Below are 18,200 nucleotides of genomic sequence, written 5' to 3' on the forward strand. Positions count from 1 at the left end.
GCCATGATCCAGCGTACCAACAGGATCGCCTTCCAGGGCGATTTCGGCGCCAATTCCGATATGGCCTGCCGCGACATGTTCCCCAGCATGGAGCCGCTGCCCTGCCCGACCTTCGAGGACGCGTTCACCGCACTTGAGAACGGCGACGCAGACCTCGCCATGATCCCGATCGAGAACACGATTGCGGGCCGCGTGGCCGATATTCACTATCTGCTGCCGTTGTCGCGCCTCAACATCATCGGCGAGTATTTCATGCCGATCCGCTTCCAGCTCATGGTGCTGCCGGGCGTCGATGTCAGCGAGATCCGCACCGTTCACAGCCACATCCATGCGTTGGGCCAGTGCCGCAAGATCATCCGCTCCAACGGCTGGAAGCCGGTGGTGGCCGGTGACACGGCGGGCGCGGCGAAGCTGGTTTCGGAAAAGGGCGACCGCACGATGGCGGCGCTTGCGCCGCGGCTGGCCGCCGGTCTCTACGGGCTGGATATCGTGGCGGAGAATGTCGAGGACACCGACAATAACGTCACCCGCTTCGTGATCCTGTCGCGCGACGAGCGCTGGGCCAAGCGCGAGAAGGACGAGGACGTGATCGTCACGACCTTCATCTTCAACGTCCGCAATATTCCCGCCGCCCTCTACAAGGCGCTGGGCGGCTTCGCCACCAACGGCATCAACATGACGAAGCTCGAAAGCTACCAGATCGGCGGGCGTTTCATTGCCACGCAGTTCTACGCCGATATCCAGGGGCATCCGGATGACGAGCCGGTGCGCCGGGCGCTGGAGGAACTGCGCTTCTTCTCCGAAAAGGTCCGGGTTCTCGGCGTTTATCGCGGCCATGCGATGCGCAGCGATCTCTAGAACAAATGCTTGCAAGAGGAAGGGGCGCTTTATGCGCCCCTTCTCTTTTTGTCTCACTTGTCCGGCTCGCAGAAGCGAATGCGATGACCGTCCGGATCGAGGATGACGAAGGTGGGGCCGAAATCGGCGACCGTCAGCGGCTGGGCGATGGTGAGGCCGGCCTTTTCAACCTCTGCGAACTTCGTGGCGACACCACCGGCTTCCGCAATCATCGCGCCGATTTCGAAACCGCCGGATGACCCCGTGACGTCGGGCTTCACCGCGCTTTTGCGCCACAGGCCCATGAGACGACCACCCGGCAGAGGAATGGCCGTAAACCCTTCCGAGGAGGCGAAAGTCTCGACGCCGAGAAGGTCGCGGTAGAAGGCCGCACTTCTGGCCGGATCTTCGACATAGAGGACAGTGAGGTTGAGATCGAGGGTTTTCATGTCAGGTCTCCTTTGTGGATGGCCGGACACTAACCCACCCTACTGTCAGTTTATGGCAGCAGCATCATGTCTCCGGTGAAATTCCCTGCGCTGTCTTCCATTCCTTCAGGAGAACTGCCCGGCGGCGGCGATAACGACGGCCCGCGTCCGCAAAATCCAGAATGCGATCCGTGCGGAAGCTGCGGAAATCTTCGCGTAGCTCGCACCAGGCCAGAACCACGCGAACCCGCTCGAAATAGGCGAGCGCGAAGGGCCAGATATGCCGTTCGGAGGCCTCGCCCTGTTCATTGCGATAGGCAATCCGCAGCACCCGCTCCTGGCGGATCGCCTCGCGAATGCCACCGACATCGGCGGTATCGGCCACCTGCTCGCGACGCGGCACCATCAGCGTCGTGCGGTCGAGATCCTCACGCAGATCGCCGGGGAGCACGGCGGCCACCTTGGTCATGAGGTCACGCGCCGCGCCCGCCAGCTTCGGATCGGCCGTGCCAGCCACCCAGCGCGAACCGAGCACCAGCGCCTCGATTTCCTCCGGCGAGAACATCAGTGGCGGCAGCAAAAAGCCGGGTTTCAGCAGATAGCCGAGACCCGCCTCGCCCTCGATATGGGCACCCTGCGCCCGCAGGCTTGCAATATCGCGGTAGAGCGTGCGCAGGCTGATACCGGTTTCAGACGCCAGATCCGCGCCGGCTACCGGCCTGCGATGCCGGCGAAGCGCCTGCAACAACGCCAGAAGGCGTTCGGAACGGGACCCGGCCATGCGGGATCAGAGCCCGCGATCCAGCCAGTCCCGCATCAGCCGATTGGCAATGGCGCCGGAGGGAGGCGCATGAAGAACACCTTCATCGCCCGGACGGGCTGCAAGCACGGCGCGCACCTCCTCGCGGGTGAACCAGCGGCAATCCTCCAGTTCCTCCAGATCGGGGTTCAGATCAACGGTCAGCGCTTCGGCATAACAGCCGATCATCAACTGGTGCGGCATCGGCCAGGGCTGAGAGGCATGATAGCTGACGCGGCCGATCTTCAGGCCGGATTCCTCCGCCGTCTCGCGACGGACCGCATCCTCGATCGTTTCGCCCGGCTCCACGAAGCCGGCGAGACAGGAATACATGCCGGACGCAAAGTGGCGGCCGCGCCCGAGAAGGCAGCGGTCGCTCGCCCGGTCCACGGCCAGCATGATGACCACGGGGTCGGTGCGCGGGAAAATGACATTGCCGCAGGCGGTGCATTCACGCTTGTAGCCGCCGGCGCGGATGGCCATGCGGGCGCCACACTTGCCGCAAAAACGGTTATCGGCATTCCAGCGGATGAGGCCTGCGCCTTGCGCGAATTCGCCCAGCAATTCTGGGGCGAGATCGTATTCGCGGATCAGCGAACGCCCGTCGGTCAGACGGAATGGGCTTGCCGGTTCCTCGACATTCTTCAGAATGCTGACCGCAAGGCGCGGTTTTCCCTCGCTGTCGTGACCGAGCAGCACGGCCTCCTCCAGCGCAGGCTCCAGATCGGCGAGTTCGTAGAGCGAAAACAGGGGATCAACGGCGGTGTGCTCGTGCTTCAGCACCAGCTTGCCGCCACAGAAGACGAAAGCCTTGGCGCGTTTGTCACGCAGCGCCACCTGGGCGCAATCATCGGTGCGGTGTTCGGAATCGCGGATCAGCGTATTGCCGGAGAAAGCGGTGAGCGCGCTTGCCTCCCCGGCCCGATCAAATAAGGCAAGCGTCATGAAAGGGCCTCTTGCAGCTTGTCGACGAAAATCTTGCGGGCATCGGCATCCCAGGGCTCGGCGGTTCCGAAGCCCCAGACGGGGCCGGGCCAGTTCGGATCACCCTCGCTGCGGGCGATGACGTGAACATGGAGCTGACGCACGATGTTGCCGAGTGCGCCGACATTGATCTTCGTGGCGCCCGTCACCTTTTGCAACGCATTCGCCACCATGTTGATCTCGAAGGTCAGCACCGCCTGATCGAGCGGTGTGAGTTCGAAGATTTCGCTGACACCGTTTCGCTGCGGCACCAGGATCAGCCAGGGCCAGCGGCCATCCCTTGAAAGCCGCAACTGGCAGAGCCCGAGTTTCGACAGGCATTCGCTGTCACGCGCGAGCCGTTCATCGAGAAGAAAGTCGCTCACTTCATATCCCTCCCCAGGGCTGTCGCATTTTTTTGAATGGTGCATCGGCCTTACGGTTTTTCATAGCAGTTTTTTGACGGTTCGGCTTGCATTTGCAAATGGAATTGCCGATATGGAACGCGGGAGGCTGGTGGCGGACGTCGCTACTCGCCAACCGGGTCAGGTCCGGAAGGAAGCAGCCCTAACGAGCGGGCACGGGTCGCCTCGCCAGTCTCCCACCTATCGATCCATTCTCCGTTGGCGGCAAAACAGGGGTCGGATGAGCGACACGCAACCGGCGGCAAGCCAGACGACTGCGGGCGGATACCGCGTTCTGGCCCGCAAATACCGCCCGAAGGATTTCTCCGATCTCATGGTCGGTCAGGAACCGATGGTGCGCACGCTCACCAACGCTTTCGAGACCGGGCGCATCGCACAGGCCTATATGCTGACCGGTGTGCGCGGGGTGGGCAAGACCACCACGGCGCGCATTCTCGCCCGCGCCCTGAATTACAAGACCGACACGATCGACAAACCGACCATCGACCTGCGCGAGCCCGGCATCCATTGCCAGGCGATCATGGAGGGCCGCCATGTCGACGTGATCGAGATGGATGCCGCCTCCCATACCGGTATCGACGACATCCGCGAGATCATCGAGCAGGTGCGTTATCGCCCGGTTTCGGCGCGCTACAAGGTCTACATCATCGACGAAGTGCACATGCTTTCGACGCAGGCCTTCAACGGCCTGTTGAAGACGCTGGAAGAGCCGCCGGAGCATGTGAAGTTCATCTTCGCCACCACCGAAATCCGCAAGGTGCCGATCACGGTCCTGTCGCGCTGCCAGCGCTTCGACCTGCGCCGCATCAGCGCCTCGGATCTCGTGCACCTTTTCGGCACCATCGCCGGCAAGGAGGGCATCGACGCCGAACCGGAAGCGCTGGCGATGATTGCCCGCGCCGCCGAAGGTTCCGCCCGCGACGGTCTTTCCCTGCTCGACCAGGCGATTGCCCATGGCGGCGGCAAGGTGATTGCAGAGGCCGTGCGTGGCATGCTGGGGCTTGCCGACCGCGCCCGCATCGTCGATCTCTTCGAACATATCCTGCGCGGTGACGCCGCTTCGGCGCTCGCCGAATTCACCAGCCAGTACGAGGCCGGCGCCAACCCCGTGGTGGTGCTGACCGACATGGCCGATTTCACCCATCTGGTGACGCGGCTGAAATTCGTACCCGATGCCGCCGACGACCCCTCGCTCTCCGAGGTCGAGCGCGTGCGCGGCAAGGCGTTTTCGGACAGTGTTGCCGTCAGCACGCTGTCTCGCCTGTGGCAGATGCTGTTGAAGGGCATTCCCGAGGCTGAAAACTCCTCGCGGCCCTCTGCTGCAGCCGAAATGGTGCTGATCCGGCTGGCGCACGCCGCCAATCTTCCCTCACCGGAAGACGCCGCGCGCCGCCTCGCCGATTTTTCCAATGGCAATGGCGGTTCTGCGCCGCGCGCGCCCTCCGGCAATGGCGGCGGCGCGCAGATGCAGGCAACCGCAGCCATGGGCCGACCGCTGGAAAGCCGTGCGCCCGCCCCGACCAACGCCCCCTCCGCGCATCTGCGGGCCGTGCCGACACCGGAGCGCCCACCCGAAACGCTGGAGCGTCCGGCAGTTCAGGCCGAGCCGCAGCAGGAAGCCAAGGTTCACGTCCGCTCGCTGGAAGACATTGCCGATCTCTGCGCCGAACATCGCGAGCCCGTGCTTCGGGCGCGGGTGCGCCAGTCGGTGCATCTCGTGAAGCTCGAACCGGGACGGCTGGAAATCAACCTCGGCCCCGACGCACCGAAATCCATCGTCAACGATCTGACCTCGAAGCTGCGGGAATGGACGGGCATCACCTGGTGGGTGACGCTGTCCAACGAACCGGGCGAACCCACGCTTTCCGAAGCGGAAGTGATGGCGCAGGAAGCCCGGAAGGAAGATGCCAAGGCCGACCCGGACGTGATGGCGATCATGGCCCGCTTCCCCGGCTCGAAGATCATCGACGTGCGCATTTCCAAGCCGAGCGCCGAGGAAGACAGCGAGATGGATAATCCGCCGGCACCGCCGATTACCGAATCCTCCGAGGGCGACATCCTGCCCGGCGACGACATCGAATTCTGAAAACACAGCCGACAATTCAAACAGGGAGAGCCGCAATGCGCGACATCATGGGCATGATGGGCAAGGTCAAGGAAATGCAGGCCAAGATGGAGAACCTGCAGACCGAGATCGCCAGCCTCGAAGTGGAGGGCAAGTCCGGCGGCGGCCTCGTTACCCTGCGCCTGACCGGCAAGGGCGACCTGCTGGGCGTGAAGATCGACCCGTCGCTGTTCAAGGAAGACGACGTGGAAATCCTCGAGGATCTGATCGTGGCCGCCCACAAGGACGCCAAGGACAAGGCCGAGGCGATTGCCGCCGAAAAGACCAAGGCCGTGACCGCGGGTCTGCCGATCCCGCCCGGCATGAAGTTTCCGTTCTGAACCTCAGGACGATAACAGCGCCCGCATTCTGAGACTGACCGGGGCGGCGAGCATGCGCCGCCTGTCTTCCTCCGGAAGCCTTCGCCCGCCGGCCAACAGCATGTCCGGGATGGCGACACGTTGACCGGCATAGGGTTCGATCGAAACCACCTGCCCAGCCGCCAGTACGCCGCCCCTCAACACCCGACAATAGATGCCCGGCCGCCCGGCCTCATTGTAAAGCGAAGCGAATTTCGGATCGCCCATGCGGGCGGCGAGTGTGTTGCAGGGAATGCGCGCCGCCGTGGCTTCCAGCAGGACATCGCCGATGTGCAAACGGTCACCAACTGCCATGTCGCGATTGTCCAGCGCCTCGATCACCAGATTTTCGCCGAAGGTTCCAGGCGGAATTGGGCGGTTCAGGCGCTCTCCCCACCAGTCGAGCGTCACCGACCCTTCGAGCAGGATTGCCTGGTCCGGGCCACCGTGGTGCTTCGTGTTGCATACGGCGTCGCCGACGAGACCGGCGGTGTCGATCATCACCGGAGCCGTGACCTCGCTTTTGCCGATGCCGCTCTTGTAACTCTTGCCGGGAAGTCGTTCGGCCCGGCCGATGCAGATAGCTGTCAGTTTCATCGTTCCGCTCCTGCTCCACGATTCCGTTCGGGGTTCATATGGGATAGAAAGACACCATGGCAAAGCGAGTCACCGGTCCGGAAATCGAAAAACTTATCCAGCTTCTGGCGAAGGTGCCGGGGCTCGGGCCGCGTTCGGCCCGGCGCGCCGCGCTTACGCTCGTCAAGAAGAAGGACCAGTTGCTCGGGCCATTGTCGAAGGCCATGGGCGAGGCCTATGACAAGGTGCGGATCTGCTCCTGCTGCGGCAATGTCGATACGATCGATCCCTGCACCGTCTGCACCGACGAACGCCGCGACCACGGCGTGATCATCGTGGTGGAAGACGTCTCCGACCTCTGGGCGCTGGAGCGGGCCGGAGCGCTCAACGTGGTCTATCATGTTCTCGGCGGCACGCTTTCGCCGCTCGATGGGGTCGGTCCCGACGACCTCAACATCGCCGGCCTCATCGACCGCGTGACGCGCGGCCATGTGCGTGAGGTCATCATTGCCGTGAACGCCACCGTCGAGGGGCAAACAACAGCCCACTATATAACCGAGCAACTTGCCGGCATCGACGTGAAGATCACCCGGCTTGCACATGGCGTGCCGGTGGGTGGCGAACTCGATTATCTCGACGAGGGCACGCTGACGGCGGCACTTCGCGCCCGCACGGCGATTTGATCCGGCCCCATTGTTTCCTCCTTTGAGCCTATACGTCATCCTCGCGACAAACGATTCGCGGATGCCGGGAGGAATGAAATGGGTCTGAAACAGCTTGCCGCCGTACTGATTGCGGGCATCACGGCCTTTGCCACTCCGGCCGCAGCGCTCGACAAGGGCGCGGTCGATGTCCAGTTCCGGCAATGGATCGACCGTGACCTCTGGCCGGAAGCCAAGGCCGCCGGTATTTCCGAAAAGACATTCCGCGCAGCACTTTCCGGTGTCACGCTCTATTTCGACCTGCCCGATCTGGTGCCGCCCGGCACGAAGCCGCCGAAGGAGCAGAGCCAGAGCCAGGCGGAATTCTCCTCCCCAGGCGCCTATTTCAACGAGCAGCGGCTTCAGGGCCTTGCCGCCACGGGCCGGGCGCTGGCATCCGAACATGCGGCGACGCTGAAGAAGGTTGAGGCCGCCTATGGCGTTCCCGGCCCCATCATTCTTGCCGTCTGGGGGCGCGAGAGCGGCTATGGCAAGGCGAAGCTGCCTTATCCGGCCATGGGCGTTCTCGCCACCAAGGCCTTCATGTCCACCCGCAGGGACATGTTCCGGCAGGAGCTCATTTCGGCGCTGCAAATTGTCGAAAGCGGCGATTCTGAGCCGCGGGCCATGCTGGGCTCCTGGGCCGGCGCACTCGGCCAGCCACAATTCATGCCCGGCAGCTATCTGAAATATGCCGTCGATTTCGATGGCGACGGCCATCGCAACATCTGGACCTCCGTGCCGGATACGCTGGCTTCCATCGCCAACTATCTGAAGCTCAAGGGCTGGCAGCGCGGGCGCGGGTGGGGCTATGAGGTGACGATGCCGGCCGGCGTTTCCTGCGCGCAGGAAGGGCCGGATCGCGCCAAACCGCTTTCCGTGTGGGCCGGCGAAGGCATCAGGCCCGTTTCGGGCCGCGCCTTCCCCTCCAGCGAGATGAAGGCACCATCCATGATGCTGGTTCCGGCCGGCACCTTCGGACCGGAATTCATCGTCACGCCGAATTTCTACGTCATCAAGGAATACAACAATTCCGATCTCTACGCGCTTTACATCGGCAACCTCGCCGACCGCATTTCAAATGGCGGCGCCGCCTTCAAGGGGGCGTGGGGCGATGTGGGCAAGATGCTGCGCTCGGATGTTCTGGCCATGCAGAACCGGCTGGTGACGCTCGGCTACGATGTCGGCAAGGCGGATGGCCTGCCGGGTTTCAAGACCCGGCGTTCCCTCGGCGAATGGCAGGCAAAAAACGGGCTGGCCTCTACCTGCTATCCCGATGCATCGCTGAAAAGTCGCCTGAAATAGCCATTGCACGGGCCGGCACTTGCGGTTAGTCCATCAGACCATGCGCAAACGACCGGAGAAGACCATGGCCGCGAAGATCCGCTCTCACGAAGGCGATATTTCCGCCGAGGACGCCGCGCGCTATACCGGCGCCATTGCCATCGATACCGAGACGCTCGGCCTCGTTCCCCGCCGCGACCGGCTTTGCGTCGTCCAGCTCTCGCCGGGAGATGGAACGGCCGATGTCATCCGCATCGCCGCCGGGCAGAAGGAAGCACCGAACCTCGTTGCCCTGCTGGCCGATCCCGCCCGCCAGAAGATCTTCCATTACGGCCGCTTCGACATTGCCGTGCTCTTCCACACCTTCGGCGTGGTGACGACGCCGGTGTTCTGCACCAAGGTCGCCTCGCGCCTCACCCGAACCTATACCGACCGCCATGGCCTGAAGGACAATCTCAAGGAAATGCTGGGCGTCGACATTTCCAAGGCGCAGCAATCCTCCGACTGGGCGGCGGCGGTGCTTTCGCCGGAACAGCTCGAATATGCCGCTTCCGACGTGCTCTACCTGCATGCGTTGCGCGACAAGCTGGAGATGCGTCTGGTGCGCGATGGCCGCAAGGCACTGGCCGAGGAATGCTTCCGCTTTCTGCCGACGCGCGCGCAACTCGACCTTCTCGGCTGGGAAGAAACCGACATTTTCGCCCATAGCTGAGCGGTGCGGCCGGCTAGTCCAGACCCGCGGCCTGTGCAAGTGCGTGAATTTGACGGCGAAAGCCACAACACGCCCTTAACATTTTATTAACCATTCCGGATTATAAATGTCTTGGGTCGTTCTATGCCCATTGCATTCGGGCATCGTGCGCATATCCTCGGATTTGAAGCGTCGCCATGATTCGCCCGATTGACGCATCCGGAAATAGCCTTCTGCATATCGGCAGACGATATGCGAACTGAACGTGCATTCGCACAGGCCATGAGGCAATGCGCGGAAACCGGGCACCGCGTCTCGAATGCGACAGCCGTATGAGCGGCTTGATGTTGTCTGTTCCCCTTTTCCTGGCCAGAGTGGGAGCGCGCCATGCTGCCTCCGATCCTATCCGTTTCAAATACCACCGTGCAGCACAGGGTGCCGCCGCGGCAGGAACATGATGGTCATCCACGGGGTGGACAGGGCCAGAACCCGCAAGGCAACCGCAGCGATCAGGGTACGGTCGCCGTCTCCAGCGCCGTTTCAGGCCGGGTGAATATTCTCAATCTTTCCGGCCCCGAGACCATGACGATGAGCCTTTCCCAGCTCTCGGATGCAATCGCCAAGGCTCTCGACATGCCGGCCATGCCGGGCGAGAGCCCCGCCATGCATGCGCTTCGTCTTGCCAACGCAATTCTGGCCATGAACGAGGGACCTAGCATGGCGCTCGAACGCCAGCTCGGTCATCTTCTGAAGGGTCTTCCGCTGCAGCTCGTGGCTCTGGCCTTGAAGCAGCCCGGCGGCGCCGAAGCGGCGCGCGTGGCAGCCTATCTGGAAGTCAACCGGCAGAAGGGCGACGCGGCCACCGATGCGGTCGTGGCGTCCTACCTGCAGAACGAAGCATCCGAGGATGACAGCCTGATCGCGCTGGCGTTGCGCTCCGCACGGCCGGAAATCGAATTGAAGGGCGTCTCCAATATCCAGCCCTTCGAAAACCAGCTTCTTCAGGCCGCATTTCTCGCCGCACAACGGGTTGGCATTGCCCTGCCCTACGTGAACATGGCGATTGATGACGTCACGCAGGAAGACGAAGACGAGGATGAAGAACGGCACGCCTCGCATGAGGACGGCAACCACGCCGATGACGGCGACGGTGAAGAGGACGAAAGCGATCAACAGCCCGCGCTGACGCACGAGGCAAAATCTGGCGGCGAGACAATTTCATCTCCCGCCGACGAAGACGAAGCAGCCGACGAATTCGCCTATGCCTATTACCAGCGCATGTCGGGCGCACTGTAAAAGCCCGTTCAGGGCCAGGCCCGCCCGCTTACCGCTTCGCAGGACATGAAAAAACCCGCCGGACTATCCGGCGGGCTTCTTATTTCAGGCGATACCGATTACTCGGCGCCGCGGTTCTTCAGGGCTGCGCCCAGGATGTCGCCGAGCGAAGCGCCCGAGTCGGACGAACCGAACTGAGCCACGGCTTCCTTCTCTTCGGCGATTTCGAGCGCCTTGATCGAAAGCATGACCTTGCGGTCCTTCTTGGAGAAGTTCGTCACGCGAGCGTCGAACACCTGACCGACCGAGAAACGCTCCGGACGCTGATCGTCGCGATCGCGTGCCAAGTCGTTGCGGCGGATGAAGGAGGTGATGTCCTCGTGGTTGACGAGCTTCACTTCGACGCCACCATCGTTGACGGCGATGACTTCGCACGAAACGACAGCGTTCTTGCGCAGGTCGCCGGAAGCGGCAGCTTCGCCGACCGAATCACGGCCGAGCTGCTTGATGCCGAGCGAGATGCGTTCCTTCTCGACGTCCACGTCCAGAACGACAGCCTTGACGACGTCGCCCTTGTTGAACTCTTCGATGACCTGTTCGCCCGGACGGTTCCAGTCGAGGTCGGAGAGGTGGACCATGCCGTCAACGTCGCCTTCGAGGCCGATGAACAGGCCGAATTCGGTCTTGTTCTTGACTTCGCCTTCGACTTCAGAGCCAGCCGGATGCGAGAAGGCGAATGCCTGCCACGGGTTTTCCAGCGTCTGCTTGAGGCCGAGCGAGATACGGCGCTTGGTCGGGTCGACTTCGAGAACGACCACGTCGACTTCCTGGCTCGTGGACAGGATCTTGCCGGGGTGAACGTTCTTCTTCGTCCAGGACATTTCGGAGATATGGATCAGGCCTTCGATGCCCGGCTCCAGCTCGACGAATGCACCGTAGTCGGTGATGTTCGTGACGGTGCCCGAGATCTTCTTGCCGACCGGATACTTGGCCGAGATGCCATCCCACGGATCCGACTCGAGCTGCTTCATGCCGAGCGAGATACGGTGGGTTTCCTGGTTGATGCGGATGATCTGAACCTTGACCTGCTGGCCAATGGACAGGATTTCCGACGGATGGTTGACGCGGCGCCAGGCCATGTCGGTGACGTGCAGCAGGCCGTCGATGCCGCCGAGGTCAACGAACGCACCGTAATCGGTGATGTTCTTGACGACGCCGTCAACAACCTGGCCTTCTTCGAGGTTCTGAACGATTTCAGAACGCTGCTCGGCGCGGGACTCTTCGAGAACCGTGCGGCGCGAAACCACGATGTTGCCGCGACGCTTGTCCATCTTGAGGATTTCGAAGGGCTGCGGGTTGTGCATCAGCGGGGTCACGTCGCGGATCGGACGGATGTCGACCTGCGAACGCGGCAGGAAGGCAACGGCGCCGTCGAGATCGACGGTGAAACCACCCTTGACCTGGTTGAAGATGACGCCTTCAACGCGCTCGCCGGCTTCGAACTTGGCTTCGAGCTTGATCCAGCTTTCTTCGCGGCGAGCCTTCTCGCGCGACAGAACAGCTTCGCCAAGCGCGTTTTCGATGCGCTCGACATAGACTTCGACTTCGTCGCCGACCTTCAGCGAGCCGTCCTTGGCCTTGGCGCCGAATTCCTTGAGCGGAACGCGACCTTCGACCTTGAGGCCGACGTCAACGATCGCGACGTCCTTCTCGATGGCGGTCACGATGCCCTTGGCAACATAGCCTTCAGCGAGGTCGGTCTTGGCAAAGGATTCTTCGAGCAGGGCTGCGAAATCTTCGCGCGTGGGGGTAGAAACAGACATGTAATCTCCTGGAACATCCACTCTATCCGAGCGGACGCATATGCGCCGGGGGCTGGTGTTGAACCGGTTCGCAAGCGCATCCGTCCGCTTCAACGAGCGAACAACCGGCGCAGGACGTGCTTGCGGACCCATAAACGGAACAGGCAGGTGCCGGTTCCCTTCGTATTCGTCAATTTCTCTTGGATGAGAAAAGAATCAATTCGAATTCAGCCGTTCATCGATTATCGATTTTGCGGCCAGAAACGCCGCCTCTATACTCATTTCCGAGGTATCAAGCAAGAGCGCGTCTTGCGCTGGTTTCAAAGGGCTGTCGGCCCTTCCCATGTCGCGTTCGTCGCGGGTCTTCACATCGGCGAAAATCGCCTCGAAATCGGCCGTGCCACCATTCGCGATGATCTCGTCGAAACGCCGTCTTGCGCGCACCTCGGGCGAGGCCGTCACATAAAGCTTCACCGGCGCGTCCGGGCAGACGACCGTGCCGATATCGCGCCCGTCGAGAACCGTGCCCGGCAGTTTCCCGGAAAAGCGTCGCTGCGCGGTCACCAGCGCACGGCGCACCGGCGTCATCACTGCCACCTTCGAGGCGGCCTCACCGATCTCGTGGCGGGAAAGGACCGCCCGGTCGAGGCCGGACAGGTCGAGGTCGAGCGCCATGCGCTCGGCGACCGCCTCGTCATCGAGCGACAGGCCCGCGTCGAGCAATGCCTTGGCGGTGGCGCGATAGGTGAGCCCGGTATCGAGATGATGAAAGCCGTAGGTTTCGGCAATCCGGCGCGCAAGCGTGCCCTTGCCGGCTGCTGCGGGACCATCGATGGCGACAACGAAACTCATGGTGGACCTAAACTCCTGCGTCGGCTCCGGCCATCGCCTCGACGAGGCCGGGGAAACTGGCGGCGGTGCCGCTGCAATCATAGCCTCGCCGGATGCGCGGGTTTGTTGCGAACCTCGGCATGACGGGGATGCGGCGCTTGCTACCACACTCATGTGCCCCGGTCATCCACCAACAGCCGAAAAGCCCTGCCAGCCTTGAGAAGTTTGCCTTTGACAGACGGCGGCGCACAGATTAAGGGGACCGGCTATAATTTTTCGTCCTGCGCCCGTTTTGACGGCTCGCACCGATTGTGATCTCAGCCATTCAAGAGGCCTAACAGTGGCAAAAGCGGAACTTGGTACCAAGCGGACCGACCCGGATACCGGCAAGAAATTCTACGACCTGAACCGTGATCCGGTCGTCTCGCCCTACACGGGCAAGAGCTGGCCGCTCTCCTTCTTTGAAGAGAGCACGGCTGCAGCGATCATGGAAAAGGCCGAGGAAGAGGACGTTCAGGAAGTCGATACCGAGAACACGGATGTCGAACTGGTTTCCCTCGAGGACGCCGACGACGACGCAGCCGGCGGCAGCGACCTCCCGGATCTCGGTGATGACGATGTCGAACTGGACGACGACGAGGACGACACCTTCCTTGAAGCCGACGATGACGACGATGACGACGACATGACCGGTATCATCGGCGTTACCGGCGGCGACGACGAAGTCTGATCGCATGTGTTCCACAGGCCGGTCATAAAAAAATCGACCGGCCTGCATTTTTCGGCTTGCGCTTCAAAAAACCACGAAGTAATAAGCCGCCACACCCGACGGGGAGACACTCTCCGAAAGGTTCCCGGGCCGGAAAAACCGGCACCTTAGATGGGGCTATAGCTCAGCTGGGAGAGCGCTTGCATGGCATGCAAGAGGTCAGCGGTTCGATCCCGCTTAGCTCCACCAAATCTTTCCAGACATTGACGACAGTAACGCGATAAACGCCGAAGCGTCTGCGGAATTCGCCTCGCGCGAAAATTGACTTCTCGCGCCGATTCGCGGAACATCGCGGCTCTACAAGCGTTTTGGCATGCGGGCGGCCGAATCGGTTTTCCCGGCCTCGCCCCATTTTCGCGAGGAGCCATCATGACCATTTCACTCGATGCAGCCGCAGAAGTCTATCGCGAAGCGATGCGCCAGTCCGTGCGGCGTTATTCGCTCTGGTATCTCGTGGAGGGAGTGCTGCTAACGCTGGCCGGCATTCTCGCCATGGTCTTCCCGCTGATTTCCTCGACCGCCGCCGTGCTCATGCTCGGCTGGCTTCTGATCTTCAGCGGCGCCCTGCAGGCGATCAACCTCATCAGCGCGCGGCATGTGCCGCATTTCTGGCTGCAGCTTGCTGCGGTGCTGCTCAGTCTCATCGCCGGCTTCCTCATCCTGCGCGATCCGCTCCAGTCGCTCGCCATCCTGACGTTGCTGGTGCTGGTGTTCTTCATGTTGGAAGGCATGTCGAAGATCGTTTTCGCACTGACGATCCGCCCCCTGCCGATCTGGGGTTATGTGCTGGCAAGCGGCGTTGTCGGCGTGCTGCTGTCGATCTTCCTGCTCGTCAACCTGCCGGAAACGGCGGTGTGGCTGGTGGCGCTTCTGATCGGCGTGCAGTTCATCACCATCGGCGTACCACTGGCCCTCATGGCCTGGCGCATTCGCACAAGTCCGTGAGTGGCCTTGCCCGCGTCACCTTAACCCGGATGATGGCCGACGACCGAATCAATCCATGGATGCGTCGTGTTCTATGTCTCCCGCCTGTTCTGGCTGCTGGCCCAGCCTCTGTCGCTCGCCTTTTTTCTGGTAACGCTCGGATGTCTGGCGCTGCTCCTCGGTTTTCGCAAGAGCGGGATCACCTTGAGCATGCTGGCAAGCAGCATCCTCTTCGTCACGCTGTTCACGACGGCAGGCGACGTGGCCCTGCAGACCCTCGAGGATCGCTTTCCCAGGCCCGGACGCGATCCGGACAACGTGTCGTGCATGATCGTTCTGGGCGGAGCGTTTTCATCGCAGGTGAATACCGCGCGCGGCGGCATCGAAATGAACCAATCCGCGGACCGTTTCGTGGAGACCTTGCGGCTGGCTCTCGCCCATCCGCAAGCGAAAGTCCTGATTTCGGGCGGGGACGGTTCGTTCAGCGGCACTTACGAGGGTGACGGGGTGACGGCGGAGCGCTTCTTCCCGGCCTTTGGCGTCTCGACCGATCGACTGCTGCGCGACACGACATCCCGCAACACAGCCGAGAATGTGGAGAACACGAAAGCACTGCTGACGAGTGCCGGGCTTTCGGATTGCCTGCTGATCACCTCCGCCTTCCATATGCCGCGCTCCATCGGCCTGATGCGGAAGGCCGGGCTTTCCGTCATCCCCTGGCCGACGGATTATCGCACGGACGGGAAGACGACGCTTGGCGCGGACCTGACCCAGCCGACGCTGAACGCCCAGCAGACTGCAACGGCGCTGCGCGAATGGTTTGGTCTTGTGGCCTACAGGCTGATGGGGCGAACCGACACGCTTCTGCCCGGCTGAAAACCTACTTCTTCTGAACGGTGTACAATGTCGTGCCGCGAATGCGCGAGACAATCAGGCAGGGTTCCTCGCCTTCGGCACGATCGCAGAAACGCGGATGCATCTTCATCGCAATGAGATTGTTGCCATAACGAACCTCGTAATCGAGGCTGTAAAGGCGGGCGGTGGCGATCATGAGATAGCCGCCCTCCTTCACCTGAAGATAGAGGTTGTAGAGACAGCCATCGCCATTGCAGCCGACGCCACGCTCACCGTCACACACGACAGAACCGTGGCTGACGACCGCATCCACCAGCCCGTCATTGTTGATATCCTGCCGCTTGACGAAGCCGCTGTCGAACTGGACGACCTTACATTTGTCCTGGAAGAATTTCTTCTCATAGATTTCCGGGTCGCTGACGAGCGCCTGCTGCGCCAACGTATCGTTGGCGACAAAAAGCAAAAGAGCGGCAGCGAGAAGAGAACGGGACTTTTTCACGGGTTTCAGTTCCGGCAGAGGGGCGCGGGCGCCTCGGGAAAGAGCGGTCGGGACACCGGACCATCGCCGGGCCGGCATCATGCCCCGGTGCTTTCCAAATGGTCCAATGACAGGATGCCACGGAATTGTTAACGGATTGAGGATGGGGCAGATCGATTCAGCCCGACACCACACCAGGACCACCCATGTCGCTTCTGACCATTCTCGATTATGCCGGCGTCGCCGTGTTCGCAGCCACCGGAGCTCTCGCGGCCTCACGCAAGCAGCTCGATCCGATCGGCTTCCTGTTCCTGGCCGCGCTGACCGGTATTGGCGGCGGCACGGTACGCGATCTAGTGCTCGGCCGCGCACCGGTTTTCTGGGTGGTCAATCCGGCCTATGTGCTGGTTTGCGGCGGCGTGGCCATTATCGTCTTCTTCACCGCCCACCTTATCGAATACCGATACAGGCTTCTGCTGTGGCTCGATACGGTGGGGCTGGCCGCCTATTGCGTGATGGGAGCAGCCAAGGGTCTCGCCGCCACGGGCTCCGCCTCCGTGGCCATCGTAACCGGCGTGATGACGGCAACCTTCGGCGGCATTCTGCGCGATGTGCTTTCGGGTGAACCGTCGGTGCTTCTGCGCCCGGAAATCTACGTTACGGCGGCCCTGCTGGGCGCCGGTGTCTTCACCGGCATGCATTTCGCCGGCACACCGCTGTGGGCTGCGACAACGGCCGGCGCCCTTGCGGCTTTCCTGTTGCGTGGCGGCGCGCTGATCCGTGGCTGGAGCATTCCCTGCTACAAGCCGCGACCGGGCCGCCCGGTCAAGGACGACGGATCGACACAATAAGGTGTTTGGTGAATATCAGGAGGTCTTGCGACGCAGGCGCACCACGACGTCAACGTGGGCGATCTCCATGCCTTGCGGCGGCGTCGGCAAACAGTCGATCGTCACGTTGCCTTCCGGGAAATCGAGCACTTCGTTCGTGTCCTCGACGAAGAAGTGGTGATGGTCCGACGTGTTGGTGTCGAAATAGGTCTTAGACCCCTCGACGGCGAGCACGCGGATCATGCGGGCTTCGGTGAACTGGTGCAGCGTGTTGTAAACCGTCGCGAGCGAAACCGGCACGCCGGCGGTTACGGCTTCCTCGTGCAGTTCCTCGACGGTCAGGTGGCGATCGCCCTTGGCGAAGAGCAGTTCGGCAAGCGCAATCCGCTGACGCGTGGGGCGCAGGCCCGATTCACGCAGCTTGTCTTCCATCGCCAGATCCATGTCTTCGCTCATGCCTACCGCTCCGCCTCCCGGAAAAAGGGAGGGTCCTGTGGTTGCATATACCGTTTTGCCCCCGTTCTTTCAACAGATTCCGCAAAACCGCCTAACGGACAGGCGAAACGCCTGCTTTTTTCGCTGGCCGGAAACCAGTTGTTCCTGTATGCGACCTGTTGAACAAAAAACAGGGAGGGGCGGGCCTGGCCTGCCGCATGCGCCAAAGTGGCGCTTCATTTTATCGCGAACATGCACTAGAGGCTTTTGCAGGCACTCGCAGCAGGCGCGGCGTTAAAGACGGGAAACATCACGTTAATGACACAGAAACAATCGAGCTTCACCTATGAGGAAATCCTGACCTGCGGTCGGGGCGAAATGTTCGGTCCGGGCAATGCCCAGCTTCCGCTGCCTCCGATGCTGATGTTCCACCGCATTACCGAGATCTTCGAGAATGGCGGTCCGCACGACAAGGGTTACATCCGCGCCGAGTTCGATATCACTCCCGACCTGTGGTTTTTCCCCTGTCACTTCCAGGGCGATCCCGTCATGCCGGGCTGTCTCGGCCTCGATGCCATGTGGCAGTTGACCGGCTTCTTCCTCGGCTGGCTGGGCGAACCCGGCAAGGGCCGTGCGCTCTCGACCGGCGAAGTGAAGTTCACCGGTATGGTCACGCCGAAGACGAAGCTCGTGGAATACGGCATCGACTTCAAGCGCGTCGTGCGCGGCCGCCTCGTCCTCGGCATTGCCGATGGCTGGATGAAGGCCGACGGTGAAGTCATCTACAAGGCCACCGATCTTCGCGTCGGCCTGTTCCAGGAAAAGCAGGGCTAA

The 18,200-nt window shown here is 61.9% G+C and carries 21 protein-coding genes, 1 tRNA gene and 1 other RNA gene; 14 read left to right on the forward strand and 9 right to left on the reverse strand.

The genetic code is table 11. From position 1 onward, the window contains the following. The first annotated feature begins 3 nt into the window (after positions 1–3). On the forward strand, positions 4–858 hold the full coding sequence (locus tag GGQ66_RS01675; RefSeq protein ID WP_183788720.1) for a prephenate dehydratase: 855 nt from the start codon (positions 4–6) through the stop codon (positions 856–858). A 53-nt stretch (positions 859–911) separates the two neighbouring features. Here GGQ66_RS01675 and GGQ66_RS01680 read toward each other — a convergent pair whose 3' ends face one another. The 4 genes from GGQ66_RS01680 to GGQ66_RS01695 all read right to left on the reverse strand — a co-directional run bounded on the left by GGQ66_RS01680 (position 912) and on the right by GGQ66_RS01695 (position 3,458). Then, positions 912–1,286: a VOC family protein gene (locus tag GGQ66_RS01680; protein WP_183788722.1), complete on the reverse strand. Its 375-nt coding sequence runs from the start codon at positions 1,284–1,286 to the stop codon at positions 912–914. Between the two features lie 64 nt (positions 1,287–1,350). Then, on the reverse strand, positions 1,351–2,046 hold the full coding sequence (locus tag GGQ66_RS01685; RefSeq protein WP_183788725.1) for a helix-turn-helix transcriptional regulator: 696 nt from the start codon (positions 2,044–2,046) through the stop codon (positions 1,351–1,353). Positions 2,047–2,052: 6 nt separating this feature from the next. Further along, a complete protein-coding gene (nudC, locus tag GGQ66_RS01690) occupies positions 2,053–3,009 on the reverse strand; it encodes an NAD(+) diphosphatase (protein ID WP_183788727.1) in 957 nt (318 codons plus the stop codon). Continuing rightward, positions 3,006–3,458 carry an HIT family protein gene (locus GGQ66_RS01695; RefSeq protein ID WP_183788729.1) on the reverse strand — a complete coding sequence of 151 codons (453 nt, stop codon included), beginning with the start codon at positions 3,456–3,458 and terminating at the stop codon, positions 3,006–3,008. The genes nudC and GGQ66_RS01695 overlap by 4 nt, the downstream gene beginning before the upstream one ends. 77 nt (positions 3,459–3,535) lie before the next feature. On the opposite strand from GGQ66_RS01695, the gene ffs reads away from it, so the two are divergent. The 3 genes from ffs to GGQ66_RS01710 all read left to right on the forward strand — a co-directional run bounded on the left by ffs (position 3,536) and on the right by GGQ66_RS01710 (position 5,897). Continuing rightward, positions 3,536–3,625, forward strand: an RNA gene (gene ffs / locus GGQ66_RS01700) — signal recognition particle sRNA small type. A 47-nt stretch (positions 3,626–3,672) separates the two neighbouring features. Then, positions 3,673–5,538, forward strand: a complete 1,866-nt coding sequence (locus GGQ66_RS01705) for a DNA polymerase III subunit gamma/tau (RefSeq protein ID WP_183788731.1) — start codon at positions 3,673–3,675, stop codon at positions 5,536–5,538. Between the two features lie 35 nt (positions 5,539–5,573). Then, positions 5,574–5,897: a YbaB/EbfC family nucleoid-associated protein gene (locus GGQ66_RS01710; RefSeq protein ID WP_183788733.1), complete on the forward strand. Its 324-nt coding sequence runs from the start codon at positions 5,574–5,576 to the stop codon at positions 5,895–5,897. A 3-nt stretch (positions 5,898–5,900) separates the two neighbouring features. On the opposite strand, the gene GGQ66_RS01715 is transcribed toward GGQ66_RS01710, so the two are convergent. Then, entirely contained in the window at positions 5,901–6,512 is a 612-nt protein-coding gene (locus tag GGQ66_RS01715) for an MOSC domain-containing protein (RefSeq protein ID WP_183788735.1), read from the reverse strand. A gap of 56 nt (positions 6,513–6,568) precedes the next feature. Between GGQ66_RS01715 and recR the strand changes: the two genes are divergently transcribed. From recR to GGQ66_RS01735, 4 genes are all read left to right on the forward strand, one after another. Beyond that, the gene (gene recR, locus GGQ66_RS01720) at positions 6,569–7,174 is read left to right on the forward strand and encodes a recombination mediator RecR (protein WP_183788737.1); all 606 of its coding nucleotides are present in this window, start codon (positions 6,569–6,571) and stop codon (positions 7,172–7,174) included. A 78-nt stretch (positions 7,175–7,252) separates the two neighbouring features. Then, entirely contained in the window at positions 7,253–8,497 is a 1,245-nt protein-coding gene (locus tag GGQ66_RS01725; RefSeq protein WP_183788739.1) for a lytic murein transglycosylase, read from the forward strand. 64 nt (positions 8,498–8,561) lie between these two features. Further along, positions 8,562–9,188, forward strand: coding sequence for a ribonuclease D (locus tag GGQ66_RS01730; protein ID WP_183788741.1), 627 nt, complete (start codon positions 8,562–8,564; stop codon positions 9,186–9,188). Between the two features lie 366 nt (positions 9,189–9,554). After that, on the forward strand, positions 9,555–10,463 hold the full coding sequence (locus GGQ66_RS01735) for a hypothetical protein (protein WP_183788743.1): 909 nt from the start codon (positions 9,555–9,557) through the stop codon (positions 10,461–10,463). A 98-nt stretch (positions 10,464–10,561) separates the two neighbouring features. Here the strand turns inward: GGQ66_RS01735 and rpsA are convergent, their stop codons facing one another. Together rpsA and cmk are read right to left on the reverse strand one after the other, a co-directional pair. Then, positions 10,562–12,265, reverse strand: a complete 1,704-nt coding sequence (gene rpsA, locus GGQ66_RS01740) for a 30S ribosomal protein S1 (protein ID WP_183788745.1) — start codon at positions 12,263–12,265, stop codon at positions 10,562–10,564. Positions 12,266–12,460: 195 nt separating this feature from the next. Beyond that, positions 12,461–13,096 (reverse strand): (d)CMP kinase, encoded by a 636-nt coding sequence (gene cmk, locus GGQ66_RS01745; protein ID WP_183788747.1) that lies wholly within the window; start codon positions 13,094–13,096, stop codon positions 12,461–12,463. Between the two features lie 319 nt (positions 13,097–13,415). Here cmk and GGQ66_RS01750 point away from each other — a divergent pair, with 319 nt between their 5' ends. The 4 genes from GGQ66_RS01750 to GGQ66_RS01765 all read left to right on the forward strand — a co-directional run bounded on the left by GGQ66_RS01750 (position 13,416) and on the right by GGQ66_RS01765 (position 15,644). Then, the gene (locus GGQ66_RS01750; RefSeq protein ID WP_183788750.1) at positions 13,416–13,805 is read left to right on the forward strand and encodes a TIGR02300 family protein; all 390 of its coding nucleotides are present in this window, start codon (positions 13,416–13,418) and stop codon (positions 13,803–13,805) included. Positions 13,806–13,957: 152 nt separating this feature from the next. Continuing rightward, positions 13,958–14,033, forward strand: a tRNA-Ala gene (locus GGQ66_RS01755). 180 nt (positions 14,034–14,213) lie between these two features. Further along, on the forward strand, positions 14,214–14,789 hold the full coding sequence (locus GGQ66_RS01760; RefSeq protein ID WP_183788752.1) for an HdeD family acid-resistance protein: 576 nt from the start codon (positions 14,214–14,216) through the stop codon (positions 14,787–14,789). 66 nt (positions 14,790–14,855) lie between these two features. After that, the gene (locus tag GGQ66_RS01765; protein ID WP_183788754.1) at positions 14,856–15,644 is read left to right on the forward strand and encodes a YdcF family protein; all 789 of its coding nucleotides are present in this window, start codon (positions 14,856–14,858) and stop codon (positions 15,642–15,644) included. A gap of 4 nt (positions 15,645–15,648) precedes the next feature. On the opposite strand, the gene GGQ66_RS01770 is transcribed toward GGQ66_RS01765, so the two are convergent. Beyond that, complete coding sequence (locus tag GGQ66_RS01770) at positions 15,649–16,122, reverse strand: hypothetical protein (protein ID WP_370686268.1); 474 nt, start codon at positions 16,120–16,122, stop codon at positions 15,649–15,651. Positions 16,123–16,307: 185 nt separating this feature from the next. On the opposite strand from GGQ66_RS01770, the gene GGQ66_RS01775 reads away from it, so the two are divergent. Next, positions 16,308–16,952, forward strand: coding sequence for a trimeric intracellular cation channel family protein (locus GGQ66_RS01775; RefSeq protein ID WP_183788756.1), 645 nt, complete (start codon positions 16,308–16,310; stop codon positions 16,950–16,952). Positions 16,953–16,967: 15 nt separating this feature from the next. Here GGQ66_RS01775 and irrA read toward each other — a convergent pair whose 3' ends face one another. After that, on the reverse strand, positions 16,968–17,387 hold the full coding sequence (gene irrA, locus GGQ66_RS01780) for an iron response transcriptional regulator IrrA (protein ID WP_183788757.1): 420 nt from the start codon (positions 17,385–17,387) through the stop codon (positions 16,968–16,970). 297 nt (positions 17,388–17,684) lie between these two features. On the opposite strand from irrA, the gene fabA reads away from it, so the two are divergent. Next, complete coding sequence (fabA, locus tag GGQ66_RS01785) at positions 17,685–18,200, forward strand: 3-hydroxyacyl-[acyl-carrier-protein] dehydratase FabA (RefSeq protein WP_183788759.1); 516 nt, start codon at positions 17,685–17,687, stop codon at positions 18,198–18,200.

Origin of the sequence: Allorhizobium borbori (assembly GCF_014196535.1) — a bacterium.
GTDB classification, from domain to species: domain Bacteria; phylum Pseudomonadota; class Alphaproteobacteria; order Rhizobiales; family Rhizobiaceae; genus Ectorhizobium; species Ectorhizobium borbori.

Coding starts and splice junctions, on each gene's coding strand:
- GGQ66_RS01675 (WP_183788720.1), top strand. CDS start 4: ATGATCCAGCGTACCAACAGGATCGCCTTCCAGGGCGATTTCGGCGCC.
- GGQ66_RS01680 (WP_183788722.1), bottom strand. CDS start 1,286: ATGAAAACCCTCGATCTCAACCTCACTGTCCTCTATGTCGAAGATCCG.
- GGQ66_RS01685 (WP_183788725.1), bottom strand. CDS start 2,046: ATGGCCGGGTCCCGTTCCGAACGCCTTCTGGCGTTGTTGCAGGCGCTT.
- nudC (WP_183788727.1), bottom strand. CDS start 3,009: ATGACGCTTGCCTTATTTGATCGGGCCGGGGAGGCAAGCGCGCTCACC.
- GGQ66_RS01695 (WP_183788729.1), bottom strand. CDS start 3,458: ATGCACCATTCAAAAAAATGCGACAGCCCTGGGGAGGGATATGAAGTG.
- GGQ66_RS01705 (WP_183788731.1), top strand. CDS start 3,673: ATGAGCGACACGCAACCGGCGGCAAGCCAGACGACTGCGGGCGGATAC.
- GGQ66_RS01710 (WP_183788733.1), top strand. CDS start 5,574: ATGCGCGACATCATGGGCATGATGGGCAAGGTCAAGGAAATGCAGGCC.
- GGQ66_RS01715 (WP_183788735.1), bottom strand. CDS start 6,512: ATGAAACTGACAGCTATCTGCATCGGCCGGGCCGAACGACTTCCCGGC.
- recR (WP_183788737.1), top strand. CDS start 6,569: ATGGCAAAGCGAGTCACCGGTCCGGAAATCGAAAAACTTATCCAGCTT.
- GGQ66_RS01725 (WP_183788739.1), top strand. CDS start 7,253: ATGGGTCTGAAACAGCTTGCCGCCGTACTGATTGCGGGCATCACGGCC.
- GGQ66_RS01730 (WP_183788741.1), top strand. CDS start 8,562: ATGGCCGCGAAGATCCGCTCTCACGAAGGCGATATTTCCGCCGAGGAC.
- GGQ66_RS01735 (WP_183788743.1), top strand. CDS start 9,555: ATGCTGCCTCCGATCCTATCCGTTTCAAATACCACCGTGCAGCACAGG.
- rpsA (WP_183788745.1), bottom strand. CDS start 12,265: ATGTCTGTTTCTACCCCCACGCGCGAAGATTTCGCAGCCCTGCTCGAA.
- cmk (WP_183788747.1), bottom strand. CDS start 13,096: ATGAGTTTCGTTGTCGCCATCGATGGTCCCGCAGCAGCCGGCAAGGGC.
- GGQ66_RS01760 (WP_183788752.1), top strand. CDS start 14,214: ATGACCATTTCACTCGATGCAGCCGCAGAAGTCTATCGCGAAGCGATG.
- GGQ66_RS01775 (WP_183788756.1), top strand. CDS start 16,308: ATGTCGCTTCTGACCATTCTCGATTATGCCGGCGTCGCCGTGTTCGCA.
- irrA (WP_183788757.1), bottom strand. CDS start 17,387: ATGAGCGAAGACATGGATCTGGCGATGGAAGACAAGCTGCGTGAATCG.
- fabA (WP_183788759.1), top strand. CDS start 17,685: ATGACACAGAAACAATCGAGCTTCACCTATGAGGAAATCCTGACCTGC.